The 14,355-nt window shown below is 50.2% G+C and carries 11 protein-coding genes and 2 pseudogenes; 1 reads left to right on the forward strand and 12 read right to left on the reverse strand.

Features of this window, described 5'->3' with window-relative positions; all coding sequences use genetic code 11:
• Positions 1 to 89: 89 nt before the first annotated feature.
• A pseudogene (locus PREMU_RS14645) lies at positions 90 to 290 on the reverse strand (tyrosine-type recombinase/integrase); the annotation flags it as partial.
• Positions 290 to 514: pseudogene (locus tag PREMU_RS15740) on the reverse strand (hypothetical protein); the annotation flags it as partial. The pseudogenes PREMU_RS15740 and PREMU_RS14645, both read right to left, overlap by 1 nt.
• Before the next feature lie 575 nt (positions 515 to 1,089).
• On the opposite strand from PREMU_RS15740, the gene PREMU_RS14245 reads away from it, so the two are divergent.
• Positions 1,090 to 1,605, forward strand: a complete 516-nt coding sequence (locus PREMU_RS14245) for a putative signal transducing protein (protein ID WP_007575451.1) — start codon at positions 1,090 to 1,092, stop codon at positions 1,603 to 1,605.
• 571 nt (positions 1,606 to 2,176) lie between these two features.
• On the opposite strand, the gene PREMU_RS11285 is transcribed toward PREMU_RS14245, so the two are convergent.
• The 10 genes from PREMU_RS11285 to PREMU_RS11320 form a co-directional block, all read right to left on the reverse strand.
• Positions 2,177 to 2,848 (reverse strand): RluA family pseudouridine synthase, encoded by a 672-nt coding sequence (locus tag PREMU_RS11285; protein WP_007575452.1) that lies wholly within the window; start codon positions 2,846 to 2,848, stop codon positions 2,177 to 2,179.
• A complete protein-coding gene (fabG, locus tag PREMU_RS11290; RefSeq protein ID WP_007575453.1) occupies positions 2,848 to 3,600 on the reverse strand; it encodes a 3-oxoacyl-[acyl-carrier-protein] reductase in 753 nt (250 codons plus the stop codon). Before fabG ends, PREMU_RS11285 begins: the two co-directional genes overlap by 1 nt.
• A gap of 14 nt (positions 3,601 to 3,614) precedes the next feature.
• The gene (locus tag PREMU_RS15120) at positions 3,615 to 3,770 is read right to left on the reverse strand and encodes a hypothetical protein (RefSeq protein WP_007575454.1); all 156 of its coding nucleotides are present in this window, start codon (positions 3,768 to 3,770) and stop codon (positions 3,615 to 3,617) included.
• Positions 3,771 to 3,864: 94 nt separating this feature from the next.
• Positions 3,865 to 5,382 carry a sulfatase gene (locus PREMU_RS11295; RefSeq protein WP_174262893.1) on the reverse strand — a complete coding sequence of 506 codons (1,518 nt, stop codon included), beginning with the start codon at positions 5,380 to 5,382 and terminating at the stop codon, positions 3,865 to 3,867.
• A 51-nt stretch (positions 5,383 to 5,433) separates the two neighbouring features.
• Positions 5,434 to 6,927 (reverse strand): RagB/SusD family nutrient uptake outer membrane protein, encoded by a 1,494-nt coding sequence (locus tag PREMU_RS11300; protein ID WP_007575456.1) that lies wholly within the window; start codon positions 6,925 to 6,927, stop codon positions 5,434 to 5,436.
• 14 nt (positions 6,928 to 6,941) lie between these two features.
• On the reverse strand, positions 6,942 to 10,253 hold the full coding sequence (locus PREMU_RS11305; protein ID WP_007575457.1) for a TonB-dependent receptor: 3,312 nt from the start codon (positions 10,251 to 10,253) through the stop codon (positions 6,942 to 6,944).
• Between the two features lie 44 nt (positions 10,254 to 10,297).
• Entirely contained in the window at positions 10,298 to 11,380 is a 1,083-nt protein-coding gene (locus PREMU_RS11310; protein WP_007575458.1) for a FecR family protein, read from the reverse strand.
• 59 nt (positions 11,381 to 11,439) lie between these two features.
• A complete protein-coding gene (locus PREMU_RS14250; protein WP_050796425.1) occupies positions 11,440 to 11,766 on the reverse strand; it encodes a sigma-70 family RNA polymerase sigma factor in 327 nt (108 codons plus the stop codon).
• A complete protein-coding gene (locus PREMU_RS14255) occupies positions 11,767 to 12,021 on the reverse strand; it encodes a sigma factor (RefSeq protein WP_050796426.1) in 255 nt (84 codons plus the stop codon).
• Between the two features lie 529 nt (positions 12,022 to 12,550).
• Positions 12,551 to 14,182: a carboxylesterase/lipase family protein gene (locus tag PREMU_RS11320; RefSeq protein WP_419185123.1), complete on the reverse strand. Its 1,632-nt coding sequence runs from the start codon at positions 14,180 to 14,182 to the stop codon at positions 12,551 to 12,553.
• Between the last annotated feature and the right edge of the window lie 173 nt (positions 14,183 to 14,355).

Below are 14,355 nucleotides of genomic sequence, written 5' to 3' on the forward strand. Positions count from 1 at the left end.
TTTACAAAAATAATACAAAAGACGCGAGCTCACACGAAAAGAGCTGTTAAAGATAACTAAATATGAGAGGAAGTGAAGGATCGTTTGCTTTACCATGTGATTATTTTGTCAACTATCTCTTGCTGTGCTCAGTGGCTGTGCGGTGCAGATAGATGCGGGTGGTTTCGATGCTCTCATGCCCCATCAGATCGGCCAGCAGCGATATGTCGTTGAACTTCTCCAGAAAGTTCTTGGCATAGATAGCGGTGCCGGAACGAATGAGGATAGACGACCTTGGTGTTCAGGTCATATCAGCCTTTGCCCGCTGCTCCATCACATAATCCCAGGTGAAGATTTCGTCTTCGGAGTGCTCGTCAAGAAGATTGAAGGGCGTCCCGGAGAGCTGAAGAACCTTTGTGCCTGGTTTCGTCAGTTCCTCAATGACCGCCTTGCCCAGTTCTGTCTGAATTCCCTCATGCGCTTCGTCAATAATCAGAAAATCCCATGATGCAGAGAACAGCTCGTTGTTCGGCTCAGTTGCAAATATTCGCGTAATATGTTAAGCTTTAGTTAAAATATATTTTTTTCTTTTTTTAAAAAAACAATTTCTTATTTTTGCAGTTGGTTATGAGTCACTAAATTGCTTCCGTGTGGAGCACACGACCAAGAACCAATATGAAGACATCGTTAGATGCACAGACCGACAAGGCGGTTATTCCTTCTAGGATTAAATTTACCTTTGATCCGTTCCCAGAGACTGTAATGGTTAAAGCAGGGGTGTCCTTTTCTTATGTACATACTTCAATACTCATATAACAATGGAAAAAGTGCTTATCAACAGCGAATGGTCGTAGAGATTCCAGGTGTTTGCCGATATGCGACACAATACATAGCAACCCCACTTCTAGAACCTTATCGCAAATAGCATATAGAAATATAAATACGTTATCAAGTTCTCATTCATAATACTAAGCGAATCAACCTATGAATAAGCTTTTAAAGTCCACGAACAATTTAATATATAATTAAAAAGATATAAATTGGAAATACTTTTCAACGGGTATCCAAAAGTTCTCTTCTTGTCATTTAACCATTACTCTTAATTTTAGTATGAATAAAAACGAAGATATCGTTACTTTAACGAGATGTGATAATAGCATTTTAGCTGATGAGATTGTGTCGAGATTAGCAAGTAAAGGTATAGTCTCATCACTTCACGACGAACTCAACGACCCCGTATATGGAGCTTATGGTCCTAATCCCGGGATCGAGGTGAAGGTATTCCAAAAAGATCTTGAACAAAGCCGATCCATTCTTAAGGAGATTAACAAATCTCGATTCGAGATGTTGCCTTGTTGTCCTTATTGTGGAAGTGAAAAGGTCAGAGCCTTGTACGTTGATGAAGACAAACGATCAAAATTTTCTATTTTCATCGGTGCTTTCTTTATTGCCATGGGGTGTATCGGAATTATTCTGCCTAATTTTGTAGAAGTCTTGTCAACGATGAGACTATATAGTTTAATCATTTCTCCCTTTGTGCTATTGTGTGGAGTATTGATGGTCTTACCCAAACAAGCCCGCCAATACTATCAATGTAATATATGCGGTCAGAAGTTCTGTAAATAACATCATATTGTGAAGAAAAACGTTTTCTTGTTGCTACTTGTTTGCCTGTTTCAACTAAGTTTATTCACCCAACCAGTCATCGGAAATTGGAAAGGTGAACTGAAAGTTGGTTCTAGCAAGCTAGCCCTTATCTTCCCTGTGAACAGGGATACGTGTAGTATCGATTCGTGCTTTGTCGTCTGAATGACAACTATTATACTAGGCTCGGCATCAGCAGCTATATCGATCAGGAAAATCTGCTAACCGACTCACCGAGTCTGTGACTGGTACCTTCACAGAACCTACCGAGGGCGACGTCATGACCCTGAAAGAATACAAGGACTACATCAACAAGACGATAGAAATGCTGAAAATGGGCAATACCAGTTTCTGAAATAGGTTGATAAAGTGGTGAATCTCACGTTTAGAGGTATACGGCTGCATACCCTGCCGTTTGTGTCGCGGTCGGATTCTTTCAGGCGATAGTACTTCTCGTCGGTACATGTCTGAGGATTGTATCGCATCTGGGATGTGAAATTCATGCGCAGAGATAGGCATTGGGCTTTGGGTGAGGATACGCGTGGAAGTGGTCTTATCCTCCCCCTAAGTTTTTCCACAACTTGTCGTCGGGTAACGGCGAGACGACATGGATGGTCTTCTTAGAGATGGGATGCGTCAGCTCCATTTCGTGCGAGAGAAGCGAGATGCTGCCGTCGGCATTGGAACGGCGCGCGCCGTATTTCAGGTCGCCTTTGATAGGACAGCCCATGGCAGCAAGCTGGCAGCGGATCTGGTGATGGCGGCCCGTCATAAGCCGTATCTCAAGAAGATGGTAGTTGTCGGAGTGGGCAATGACGCGGTAGTGCAGCACGGCTTTCTTGCTTCCCTGTACCTCATGGTCCGAGGCATAGCTCTTGTTTTGTTTCTCATTGCGCGTGAGCCAGTGGGTCAGCGTGCTCTCAGGCTCAGGCGGCAGGTCGTGCGTGATGGCCCAGTAGGTCTTGTGCACCTCGCCCTTGCGGAACATGTCGTTCAGTCGCGACAGTGCCTTCGACGTGCGGGCGAAGACTACAAGCCCCGCCACAGGACGGTCAAGGCGATGTGCCACGCCAAGAAACACGTTGCCCTGTTTGTGGTACTTCGCCTTGATATAGTCCTTCACCGTCTCCGAGAGCGGGCGGTCGCCGGTCTTGTCGCCCTGCACGATCTCCCCACTCTCCTTGTAGACGATGATGATGTGGTTGTCTTCGTAAAGCGGCTTCATTACATATTCATGCCGCCGTCGACTTGGATGACCTGACCGGAGATGTAGCTCGAGAGGTCAGAAGCGAGGTAGAGGGCTGTATTGGCAATGTCGTCCACTGTTCCTGCGCGGCGCAGGGGGATGTTCTTGATCCAAGCCTTGCGGATGTCCTCGGGCAGCGCTTCGGTCATGGCTGTGTCGATGAATCCCGGCGCGATGGCATTGGCGCGGATGCCCTTGGAGCCCATCTCCTGCGAGATGCTCTTGGCCAGGGCGATGAGTCCGGCCTTGGAGGCGGCATAGTTGCATTGCCCGGCATTGCCGTGCACGCCGACCACGCTCGACATGTTGATGATGGAGCCACCGCGCTGGCGCATCATCACTGGCACGCAGGCGTGGATGAAGTTGAAGGCCGACTTCAGGTTCACGGCGATGACAGCGTCCCACTGCTGCTCGGTCATGCGGAGCATGAGGCCGTCTTTGGTGATGCCGGCGTTGTTGACGAGGATGTCGATGGTTCCAAACTCCTCTTTCACCTTTGCCACCACGTCAGCCGTCTGCGCGAAGTCGGCGGCGTTGCTGGCGTAGCCCTTGGCTTTCACACCGAGAGCCTGGATCTCACGCTCGGTGGCCAGGCCGCCGTGCTCCTCATCGATAAACAAGTCAGTGAAGGCGATGTTGGCGCCTTCCTTGGCAAACTTCATGGCAATGGCCTTGCCAATGCCGCGTGCGGCTCCCGTGATGAGCGCCGTCTTTCCTGTTAAAAGTCCCATAATATGTGGTTTTATTATAAATTATCTACCCATCGGTTACCACTCTTCGTGTGTAGCCAAGCATGAAAGGCCACCGTGATGATGAAGACAGCTTTTTCCAAGTCATAGAAGAACTTACCCATGGTTTCATGGCTGACCTTCTGTTTTTCCTTGTCTTCCCTCTGTGTCATTTATCCCGTTTCATGCTGCAAAAATACATCATTTCATGGAAACGGGCAAATAAATGGGGGAAAATAATGTGGCAAGGCAGGTATCCCCCACAGATTACTTCACTTCATCAGGCCAAGGACAAGGCTTCCCTGTCGTTCGGAATGTAGGTCGTTGAGCATCTACATGGCGTAGATAGGTACCTAACTCTTTTGACAATTTCGCTACTAAATTGGTTTGGGAAGAAGATAAGTCGTGCTGCTCGCCTATGTCAGACTTGATATTGTAAAGTTCCTTCCGTCCTGTTTTATAGTAATAAATGAGTTTATACTCGCCTTTTCGAATGGCACAGTCCAGATCAATACCCGGCCCACTTTCTCCCCATACATTAGGGAAGTTCCATATCAGTGCGCGGTCTATAGATGTATTTCTACAGCCCTTTAGCATGGGCATGAAGCTCACTCCGTCAATGGTCTGTGGTACCTTATAATCGCGAATACCAGCTATTTCGAGTATTGTGGGATAGAAGTCCTCAATGATTAAGTAGTCATTACAACGTGTGCCACTTTTTATTAGTTTCGGCCAACGTACAATCATAGGTTCTCGTATACCTCCCTCAAGTAATGATCCCTTGCCACATCGCAGCGGTGCGTTCTGAGTGTATAGAGGTTCATCACGCCACTGTTTTCCTGTTGCGTAACCGCCATTGTCGCTCATGAAGATGAAGACCGTGTTGTCTGTCTCTCCGTTTTTGTCAAGCCAATCAAGAATTTCTCCCAGGCTGTGGTCCATGCCTTCCACGAGTGAAGCATACGCCGCCTCCTTATCGGAAAGGCCCTTGCGCACATACTTGGCAAAATAGCGTGGGTCGCGGTCGACGGGTATGTGTACGGCATAGTGTGACATATATAGGTAGAAAGGACTGCCATAAGCCTTGGCTTTGTCGAGTGCATTGAGAGCCTGCCTGGTAAGTGCTTCGGTCAAGAAAGTACCGGTACCCCAATATTCATTGAGGCCAGGTATGGCAAATTTTGATGTTGGTTTGCCGTCACGTGTATGGCCGTAGTTGCGTTCACTTAAATAAGTCGCTGGTCCGCCGGCAGCGTGTCCAGCGATATTCACTTCAAAGCCGAAGTGTATTGGGTTCTCCCCCGGCGTGTCAATGGCTCCCCAATGTGCTTTGCCGCAATGAATGGTATGGTACCCGGCCCGTCGCAGCAGTTCTACAAAAGAGGTGGCTACAAACGTATGGTCCGTGCCGGGTGTCTGGCAAATGCCGTTGTAGTTCCATTGTGGAAGGGTGCAGGCATTGTCCTCCCCGTCCGTTGTCTTATCTTTCTCAAGAGTCCAGTTGGTTACTCTATGACGCGCTGCATTTGCTCCTGTCATCAAGCTACATCTGCTTGGAGACGATATAGGGGAAGCATAGGCTTGCGTGAATATCATGCCTTGGGCTGCCAGTCGCTCCATATTTGGCGTCTCATAGATGCGGTTTTGGCGTGTACGTTCCGTCCAAAAGGGAACGGAAGTGTCCTGCCAACCCATATCATCGACCATGAAAAGAATGATATTGGGTCTTGTGCAATTTTCAGACGGACGATTGTTTTGCGACGCTGCTACTGCTCCTATGGGCATTAACAGCGATGCACATATCAATGGAATATTATTAGTTGTATTCATTATTTATTACTTTGCATTATCGTACCCTGGATTTTGCTTCAATTGTTTATTAGCTTCAAGTTGCCTGAGAGGTATCGGATAGATTACCTGGTACTCTTCTGCTTTTTTCCCTCTTTTCTTTGCATTTGAGATGAACTTTCCATGCCGGATGAGATCTTCACGTCGCAGACCCTCGGAGAAGAACTCACGCCCGCGTTCAGCTAAGATGAAGTCGCGTAAGGATTCCTTTGAGGTAAAATCAGAGAGTTGCACTTCATCAGTCTTTGCCCGTTGCCTAATCTGGTTGATCAGTTGTATGCTTTCATTATTGGGACCATTCATTTCATTCAGTGCCTCTGCGCGGCAAAGTAAAATATCTGCCAACCGGATATAAACGATGTCATTGCCCATGTTTTCCCCTTTAGCATTCGGGTCAGGGCGGTACTTGAAGCTCCGTACATTATTCAGCGGCTTGCCATTTGCATCACGCAACAGTTCAACTTCTTGCCCAGATTGGTTGGTGTAGTGGGTAACGAAGCATTTCAGACGGGCATCATTAGCACTAAAAGTATCATAGAAAGTTGTGTATGTACGGAACTGTGCGCCAAAGTTGTCCCAGTTGCTTTGTACGGGGTAGCTTGGTGGGAAAGTGTGAGCCATATAGTTATTCGAATAACCATTTTGCGCTATGCACGGTGCACGATAAATGTACTCCTTGTTGTTCTCGCCTTCGATGGAGAACATGTCAGCATAGTTGTCATACAACGAGTAATAATGTAAATCCATGATTTGCTTCGCAGTAGCAGCTGCATTTTTCCAATCTTTTTCATGCATGTATAACTTTGTCAGTACAGCCAGTGCACTGCCTTTTGTCGCCTTGCCTATAGGATTCTCTTCAACAGGCAGATTTTGGGAAGCAAAGGTGAGATCTTCTACCATGTAGTTTACCATCTCCTGTTGTGTGGCACGCGGGGTATTCTTGCCGATTTGCTCAATAGAGTCAGGTGAAGCATCTTGAGGTATTTCAATGATTGGCACTGTGCCAAACAAATTATAGAGGAAATAATATGAAGCCGCACGAATGAACTTTGCTTCTCCACGGATGGAATTAATCTTTTCCTCAGACAAGCCACTGAGTCCGGATGTCACATTGAGTACAGAGTTAGCACTTGATATGGCTGCATACATTTTTACCCAGAAGCTGTTAAGCAGCGGATCGCTCACGTCCCACGTAAAGTTAATGAATGGCGAGGCGTTGCGCTCAAGGCCGCCCCCGCTCTCAAAAGCAACGTCAGTACAGAATTCATTGAACAGGTATGTGTAGTTACGACTGTCATACTGAACAATACGCGACCTCGCATAAGCTCCGGCAAGCAGTGCGCTGACCCCTGACTCATCAGAGAGCAGGGCGGAAGGATCATACTCTGTATATACTTTTTCTTCCAGGAAATTATTGCAGCCGGTCAGCATGATAAGCGCCATAAGGATGATCGGCAGGTTCTTTGCTTTATAGTATTTCATAGTATCCTTGATGTTTAAAATGTTAGGTTTACTCCCAATCTGACAGTGCGTGCTAAGGGATAGCTGTTGTAGGCCACTTTTGATACAGCGTTGGCTCCTGTCGCACTGGCATCTGGGTCATAGCCGTCGTAACTGGTAAATGTAACGAGGTTGTCAATAGCGGCATAAGCTTGTAAGCCTTGGAAAATCTTGTGGCTTCTTAACGGGATGTCGTAACTCAAGCTGATGTTTTTCACTCTGAGGAAAGAAGCATCGACTACGGTCTTAGAATTTACACAAAACTGCCCGCCATAGTCTGTGGAATTCACGCCGCTGGGGTATTCGTTGCTGGGGTTATCGGCCGTCCAGCGATGTCGGTAGTATTTTGCTATTCTGTTGCGGTATTCATTGGTAGGATAGAATGATTCCATAACATTGATATCAAGCATACTGATTCCAAAAACACCTTGTAAGAACACCGACAGCGTAAATCCTTTCCAGCGAAGTGTATTGGTAAGACCGAATGTTACATCAGGAAAAGGCTTGCCAAGAATCGTACGGTCATCGGATGTAATCTTCCCGTCTCCTGACTCGTCGTGGAATTTCAGATCGCCAGGCTTGGCATTGGGTTGCCCTGACTTAGCCACGTCATCATCTTGCTGGAAGATTCCGTCGACTTTGTAACCATAGAAGGAATAGATAGGATCACCGACACGTGTTATGTTAAAGTCAGAGACAAATGACGCCATTGAGCCGGTGATGAGTTGTGGTATATAGTCGGGAAGTTTGATAACTTTATTCTTCAGATATGAGACATTGAGAGCTGTTTCCCATTGCAGGTCTTTGTTGTCTATATTAACCGAATTAAGTACCAAGTCTATACCCGAGTTCCTGACCTTGCCTGCATTGACCATGATATTACTGAAGCCAATGGAAGAAGGTAATGGCTTGTTGAAGAGTTGGTCTCTGGTATTACGTACATAGTAGTCGATACTTCCCGATATGCGGTTCTTCAGGAAGCCAAAGTCAAAACCAATATTGTATTCTTCCGTTGTCTCCCATTTCAAGTTTCTATTGGGGAGCCTTGCTGCTACCACTCCCTGTTCAAGCTTGTCGCCGAATACGGCCGATCCACCTGCAACGAGTGTTTGGCGTGTTGCATAGTTGTCTATGCCTTGGTTGCCAAGTTGTCCGTATCCAAGACGCAACTTCAGTTGATTGAGGACGTTTATATTTTTCATCCATGGCTCTTCTGAGATGCGCCAAGCTGCCGCAACAGAAGGGAAAAAAGCATATTTGTTGTCATTGGAGAAGCGTGATGAGCCATCGTAGCGGAAGGAGGCTGTGAGAAGGTAGCGGTCTAAAAAAGAGTAGTTGATGCGGCCAAGAAAGCCATTAAGCCTGTTACGGCTATTGGATGAATACACGTCGTCGCCATTGTCGTTGTCACCGCTATGCATGTTGTTATATTTCAATACATCCGAAAGAAATCCTGTGGCATCACCCGTTATATAGTCTTGTTTGAACTGTTCAAAAGTAGTGCCCACCATAGCTGAGAAGTTATGCACTTGTGCAAAGGTATGTTTATAATTCAACATAAACTCTGCGAGCCACTGCGTGTCTTCTCCACTGTTTTTCTCTGCTATACCACCATTGGCCTGCCCGAGCTTCGTAATGCGTGACCGGTAAAAATTATTCATGTACGAGTTGAGGTCGGCTCCAATTCTGCCAGTGAGCACAAGGTCTTTCATAGGTTCCAGCTCAAGAGCTAAAGTGCCATAGAGATTATTTGAGTGCTTGTCTTGGTCAATACCGTTGAGTAATGCTAAAGGATTGTCGAGTGAAATGTAGGGATTGGCATAATAACGGCCTGTCGTTGGATCTATTCCTGTCGGCATTGTGGGATCAAATTGTATAGCTGAATTGATGACGCCGGCATTCTCGTTGACTCCATTGCCGATATAGATGGAATTGCCATCATTGCGGGTGTAGTTGATGTTGAACTTAATTCGTAAGAAATTTGTTGGGTTAGCATTGAAGTTGGCGCGTACATTATACTTTGTCAAATCGGTTTTTTTAACGAGACCTTTATGGTCCATCACGCTTAGACCGACATAAAAGTTATGTTTTGTCCCTCCTCCTGAGAATCCAACACGATAGGTCTGTACTGGTGCGTCACTGCGGAATATCTCGTCCTGCCAGTTAGTTCCATTTCCAGCAGCCTCTATCTGCTCTTGGGTGAATATAGGACCTTCAGGATTCTTTGCTTCTGCGCGTAAAGTGTTAAGAGTTTGCATGTACTCCTTGGCGTTGAGCATATCTATCTTCTTTGCCACAGACTGTAATGCTACTTCTGCTGCGAATGTAACTCGTAATGGTTGGTTGGTATTACCATTCTTAGTGGTAATGAGTACTACACCGTTGGCGGCGCGTGTACCATATATGGCGGCGGCTGACGCGTCCTTTAGTATTTCAATAGACTTTACATCATTTGGATTAAGGGAGGACGGATCGACGCCAGGAAGACCATCAACGACGACGAGAGCAGCATTGCTACTATTAATGGAGCCTGCTCCCCGAATTTGAATTTTTGTCGATGCTCCTGGTTCTGAGCTCACTTGACTGACATTTACGCCAGCTGCTTTGCCGTTTATCATCTGGAAGGCATTTGTATTGACACCCTCAGAGAATTTTCCCTCACTAATCGATACCACAGAGCCCGTGAGGTCACTCTTACGTTGTGTACCATATCCGATGACTACAATTTCATTCAGATCTTTTTGGGTTTCACGGAGACGCACATTGAGATTACTGGAACCATCGATATGCAGAGTTTGACTGTCGAAGCCAATATATGAGACTATGATGTTGCTGTCGTCATTTAAATTGATTTTGTAATTTCCGTCGACATCGGTAACGGTCCCATTCGAAAGATTCTGAGAGTCGCGCACGCTGGCCCCAATGACGGGCTCGCCGTTTTCGTCGGTGACGCGGCCACGGATGGTGCGGGTACCGGTCTCGCGACGTTCGGTACGCTGAGGCGATTCGGAGGCTTGGGCACGGCGGCCGGTGACGATGATGCTCTTGCCCTGAATGGTGTAGCTCACGTCCTGTGACGCGAGGATCTGGTCGGCGGCCTGACGCACGCTCTTCGCATCGACAGTCACGCGGCGGCGGGTATCGACATCGCCGCCTTCGAAGACGAAGGAGTAGCCTGACTGCTTTCTCAGCTCTGTCATGGCTTTGCTGACCGTGACGTGACTGAGCCGCAGGGTCAGGCTTTGGGCAAAGATCCCTAAGTTACCGGATAAGATCAATGCCGCAAGAAAGACTTTTTTCTTGTTCATAATAGGTGTTTGTTAGGAATTGAAATAGTTGTTGGTATGTTGTTTTAGTAGAGTGTCACCTTTCTTCCGGTCAGGTTGTAGTTGAGCTTTCCGGTGGTCTTGAGGGCGTTGAGCACGTCGGTGAGCGACTGCAGGCGTGTGTCGAAGCGGCCATAGAAATGGAGTGTGGCGAGTTGTCCGTTCTTCACGGTGACGGTGACGCTGTAGTCGCGCTCCAGCTCATGTGCGATGGCGTAGATGGACTTTCCGTCGAGCACCAGTTCGTGTTGTGTCCACGCCACGTCGTTGTTGGTGGCGTCGTCGGTGATGGTGAGGTGTCCGTCGTGCTTTGAGATGACGGCGTGTTGTCCTTTCCGCATCACGACACTGCCGCTGGCGATGCGGTTGCCCAGTTCCACGCTGCCCTCGATGAGTGCCACCTCGGCCTCGTCGGCATTGGGATAGTCGGCCAGACTGAACTTCGTGCCGATGTCCCTGACGCTCATGCTGGGCGTGGTGACGCTGAAAGGCTTGCCGGTGTGATGTGCCACCTCAAAGTAAGCCTCGCCGCTGAGGACGACGTCGCGGTCGTTGAGGCCGAAGCTTTGTGAATAGGTGATGCGGCTGCCGGCGTTGAGCGTGATGCGGGTGCCGTCGGGCAGGGTGGTGACGGTGCGAGAGCCGTCGGGTGCTTCCACACTGATGCGTGCCAACTGCCGCTCCACGCTCTGCTGACCGTGGCGGTAGAACTGCCAGCAGCCGCCGGCGATGATGAGAATGACGGCCGCCCAGCGCATCCACACGGGCATGCTCAGCCACGACCGCCGCGGGGGGAGTGCCGGATCGCTGTCCGCAGCAGGATCCACGGCGACACTCTCGGCCGCAGTCAACTCTTCGTCGGGACAGAAGCCACCATCAGCCGCCACACGCGAGCGGAAGTTCTCAAACGCCGCTGTGCCATCGAAGCGCGACAACGACCCGACGGCCTCGGAAGAAGTCCACAAGTCCTGTAGTTGCCGGAAGTGACGGGCGTTGTCGGCTGATAACGAGATCCAGCGGCGTAGGGCCTCCCAGTCTGACGGCGGGGCTCCGCCGATCAGACAGCGGAAGATAAGTTCGGTGATTTCTTTGTGTGTGTTCTTCATCATGGAGCTTTTACATCAAGAGGACGTAAAAGCGCGCGCGGGTGGATAGTGAAAAAAAAAGATTATTGTTGCGAGATGAATAAAAAGAAGAGTGCCTCCAAGTATTGTTGCAGGTTGGCGCGCAGCAGTCGCAGGGCATTCTTAAGGTGATACTTCACAGTATTGACCGAGATGCCGAGCTCTTGGGCTATCTCGTTGTTCTTCTTTCCGTCGTAGCGGCTCATGGCGAAGACACGGCGGAAGTCGCAGGGCAGGGTGTCGACGGCCTTCCTGACCACCTCTTCCAACTCTCCGTCGAGCAGTCGCGCCAGGGGATAGCTGTCGTCGGCAGCCTGCTCGGCCGTGGCTTCTGTGGCGGGCACCAGTCGCCGTCGCTGTTGTTCTCTCAATCAGTCGAGGCAGTGACGGCGCACGCCGACGGCCAGATAATTCCTTAGGGAAGTGTGCACGATGAGACGCTGGCGGATCTGCCAGACATGAAAGAATACGTCGGCAACGATGGTCTCGGCCACAAAGTCGTCACGAACATATTCATAGGCAATGGCGCACAGGGGAGCGTAATGGCGCTGGAACAGGTACCGGTAGCCTTCTTCCTGTCCTTCCCGCAGCATGTCCACGATGTCGGTGTCATCTCTAAGCGCCATCTGTCATTGGTTTTCTGCAAAAGTACTTCATTTCAATGACAATGACAAAAAAAAGAAGCGTAAATGATAGAAGAACATGTTTTTTTGACAGAAAGACATATATAGTGCAGGGTGGCCCCCCGTGGGCCACCTCAAAAAATGTCCCAACCATGTTTAAAAAATCGGTCGAACATTGTTTCATCGGTCGAACATTGTTTCATCGGTCGAACATTGTTTCATCGGTTGGGACATTGTTTGAGGTAGGGCACAGGGCCCTACCCTGCACTGTGCGAAATGTTATGGCCCACGGGGGCCACCTCAAATGATGTTTGACCAATGAAACGATGTCCCAACCGATGAATCAATGGTTGGGACATTTTTCTGGGGGCCGGGCACAAAACTGACCCTGCATGGTTTTCATCGTACACGCGACGCGATTACGCCGTACACGCGATGCGATTGCACCGTACACGCGATGCGTCTGCACCGTAAAGGCGATGCGATTACGGCGTACACGGAAATGGATAATGATGGGGTAGGGACGCAGCCGCTACTTCTGCTGCGGACACACCTTTTCGCGGATCAGCCTGTTGCGTGCCTCACGCTGTGCTTCTCTCTCCACGCGCGTGTTGATGTCGATCTGCAGGATGGGCTCCACGGCATGGCCTTTGACGGCGTCGTTGATGGCAGGCCACGGTGTGAGGCCGAGGCCATTGGGATTGCCCGTGCGGATGAAGTTAGCGTAATAGTTGGAAAAGATGTCCGATATCCAGTAGTCTTCCGGCTGCCAGTCGTAGACGCGGTTGGTGGGCAGCGTGCCCATGGCGTACTCGATGTCGGCAGCGTGCACGGCGCCTTTGTCGCGCGGTGTGGCTGCCTGTCCGTCTTTGGCATCTTCCACGCCGCCGGCCAGGCCGGCCACCTTGCCTTTCACGGCCATGGCCGGCCGCGGGTGACAATAGCGGTAGCGGTAGACGGGCTGCGTGCCGGTGAGGGCGTGCTCGTAGCCCCAGCGCCAGGTGGCGAAGTCAAGGAACAGGTCGGAGGCCAGGTCTATGCCTGGGCGCCCCTGCAGGTCAGCGTCGGTGTGGATGCCGTAGAGGGGGAAGATGTCGTCGGTGGCGGCTCCGTAGGCCTTGCGTGCCATGTCTTTGGCCTTCTCTATGGTGTTGACGTTGAGTGTCATCTCCTGATTGTTGCCGCCTAAGAGCAGTGGCACGCGGGCCTGTCGTCCTTCGGCGAAGACACGCGCGGGCTGTTCGGTGAAGAATCGTCCGTCGATACACGGCATGGGCATGCCGGTCATGTGGACGCGGCGCATGAGCTCCTCTGCCGGCATGGCGCGCAGCTCTTTGAGTGACTTGACGCCGGCTTTCTTCATCATCTGTGTGCCGTTGGCTTCCGCTTCCTTGAGTGTCGGCAGGTCGCTAAAGCCGAGGACGGAGCCGCTGGAACCGATGGCGCGGGCGAAGAGGTCCTTGCTCAGGGGCGAGGCCATGAGTGCACTTATCGAGAATGAGCCGGCCGACTCGCCCGCGATGGTGATCTGCGAGGGGTCGCCGCCAAAGGCCGTGATGTTGTCCTTCACCCACTGGATGGCCGCTGCCTGGTCCATGAGTCCGTAGTTGCCGCTGCCGTGCCACGCGCTCTCCTTTGACAGGGCGGGCAGGGTGAAGAATCCGAAGATGCCCTCGCGGTAGTTGGCCGTGATGGCGATGACGCCCTTGCGTGCCATGGCCTGTCCGGCATAGCGTGGCTCACTGCCGCTCCCGGCCATCCAGCCGCCGCCATTGAAATAGATGAGTACGGGCAGCCGCTCGTTCATTGTCCGCGCGGGGGTCCAGATGTTGAGGTAGAGACAGTCCTCACTCATCTTCGACGTGCCGAAATTCATGTCGCCGAAGAGTCGTTCCTGCATGGGATTGGGACCGAACTCGGTGGCCGGGCGCACGCCCTGCCATGGGGTCACGGGCTGAGGCTCCCGCCAGCGCAGCGGGCCCACGGGTGGCGCGGCAAAGGGTACGCCTTTGAAGACCTTGACTCCTGAGGAGTCGATGCCGGAAAGCAGGCCGCCGGCGACCTTGACTTCGACGTGCTGCTGCGCCGTCGCGTTCAGGCTCAGCGCGCACAAGGCCATTGCGAACAGGTGTCTGACGTTCATTGAAAGTGGCAGTTTTCTCATAATAAATAGTATATAATAGTATATAATTTCATGGTTGCGGGGCCGTTCACCGGCGGAGATGTCGGGAAGATGCCGTCGCGATAAGGTGTTTCTATTGGCAAAGTTAGTGTAAAAACGCCAATATGTGTATGTTTTCTCCCGTTTTTTTCATTTGCACCACGACGGAAAGCAGT

It is taken from the genome of Hallella multisaccharivorax DSM 17128 (assembly GCF_000218235.1).
Taxonomy (GTDB): Bacteria; Bacteroidota; Bacteroidia; order Bacteroidales; family Bacteroidaceae; genus Prevotella; species Prevotella multisaccharivorax.

What these genes read in the sequence shown, in the direction of transcription:
- PREMU_RS11285 (WP_007575452.1), bottom strand. Translation starts at nt 2,848, where the DNA reads ATGAAGCCGCTTTACGAAGACAACCACATCATCATCGTCTACAAGGAG.
- PREMU_RS11320 (WP_419185123.1), bottom strand. Translation starts at nt 14,182, where the DNA reads ATGAGAAAACTGCCACTTTCAATGAACGTCAGACACCTGTTCGCAATG.
- PREMU_RS11300 (WP_007575456.1), bottom strand. Translation starts at nt 6,927, where the DNA reads ATGAAATACTATAAAGCAAAGAACCTGCCGATCATCCTTATGGCGCTT.
- PREMU_RS14255 (WP_050796426.1), bottom strand. Translation starts at nt 12,021, where the DNA reads ATGGCGCTTAGAGATGACACCGACATCGTGGACATGCTGCGGGAAGGA.
- PREMU_RS11305 (WP_007575457.1), bottom strand. Translation starts at nt 10,253, where the DNA reads ATGAACAAGAAAAAAGTCTTTCTTGCGGCATTGATCTTATCCGGTAAC.
- fabG (WP_007575453.1), bottom strand. Translation starts at nt 3,600, where the DNA reads ATGGGACTTTTAACAGGAAAGACGGCGCTCATCACGGGAGCCGCACGC.
- PREMU_RS14245 (WP_007575451.1), top strand. Translation starts at nt 1,090, where the DNA reads ATGAATAAAAACGAAGATATCGTTACTTTAACGAGATGTGATAATAGC.
- PREMU_RS11295 (WP_174262893.1), bottom strand. Translation starts at nt 5,382, where the DNA reads ATGCCCATAGGAGCAGTAGCAGCGTCGCAAAACAATCGTCCGTCTGAA.
- PREMU_RS11310 (WP_007575458.1), bottom strand. Translation starts at nt 11,380, where the DNA reads ATGATGAAGAACACACACAAAGAAATCACCGAACTTATCTTCCGCTGT.
- PREMU_RS15120 (WP_007575454.1), bottom strand. Translation starts at nt 3,770, where the DNA reads ATGACACAGAGGGAAGACAAGGAAAAACAGAAGGTCAGCCATGAAACC.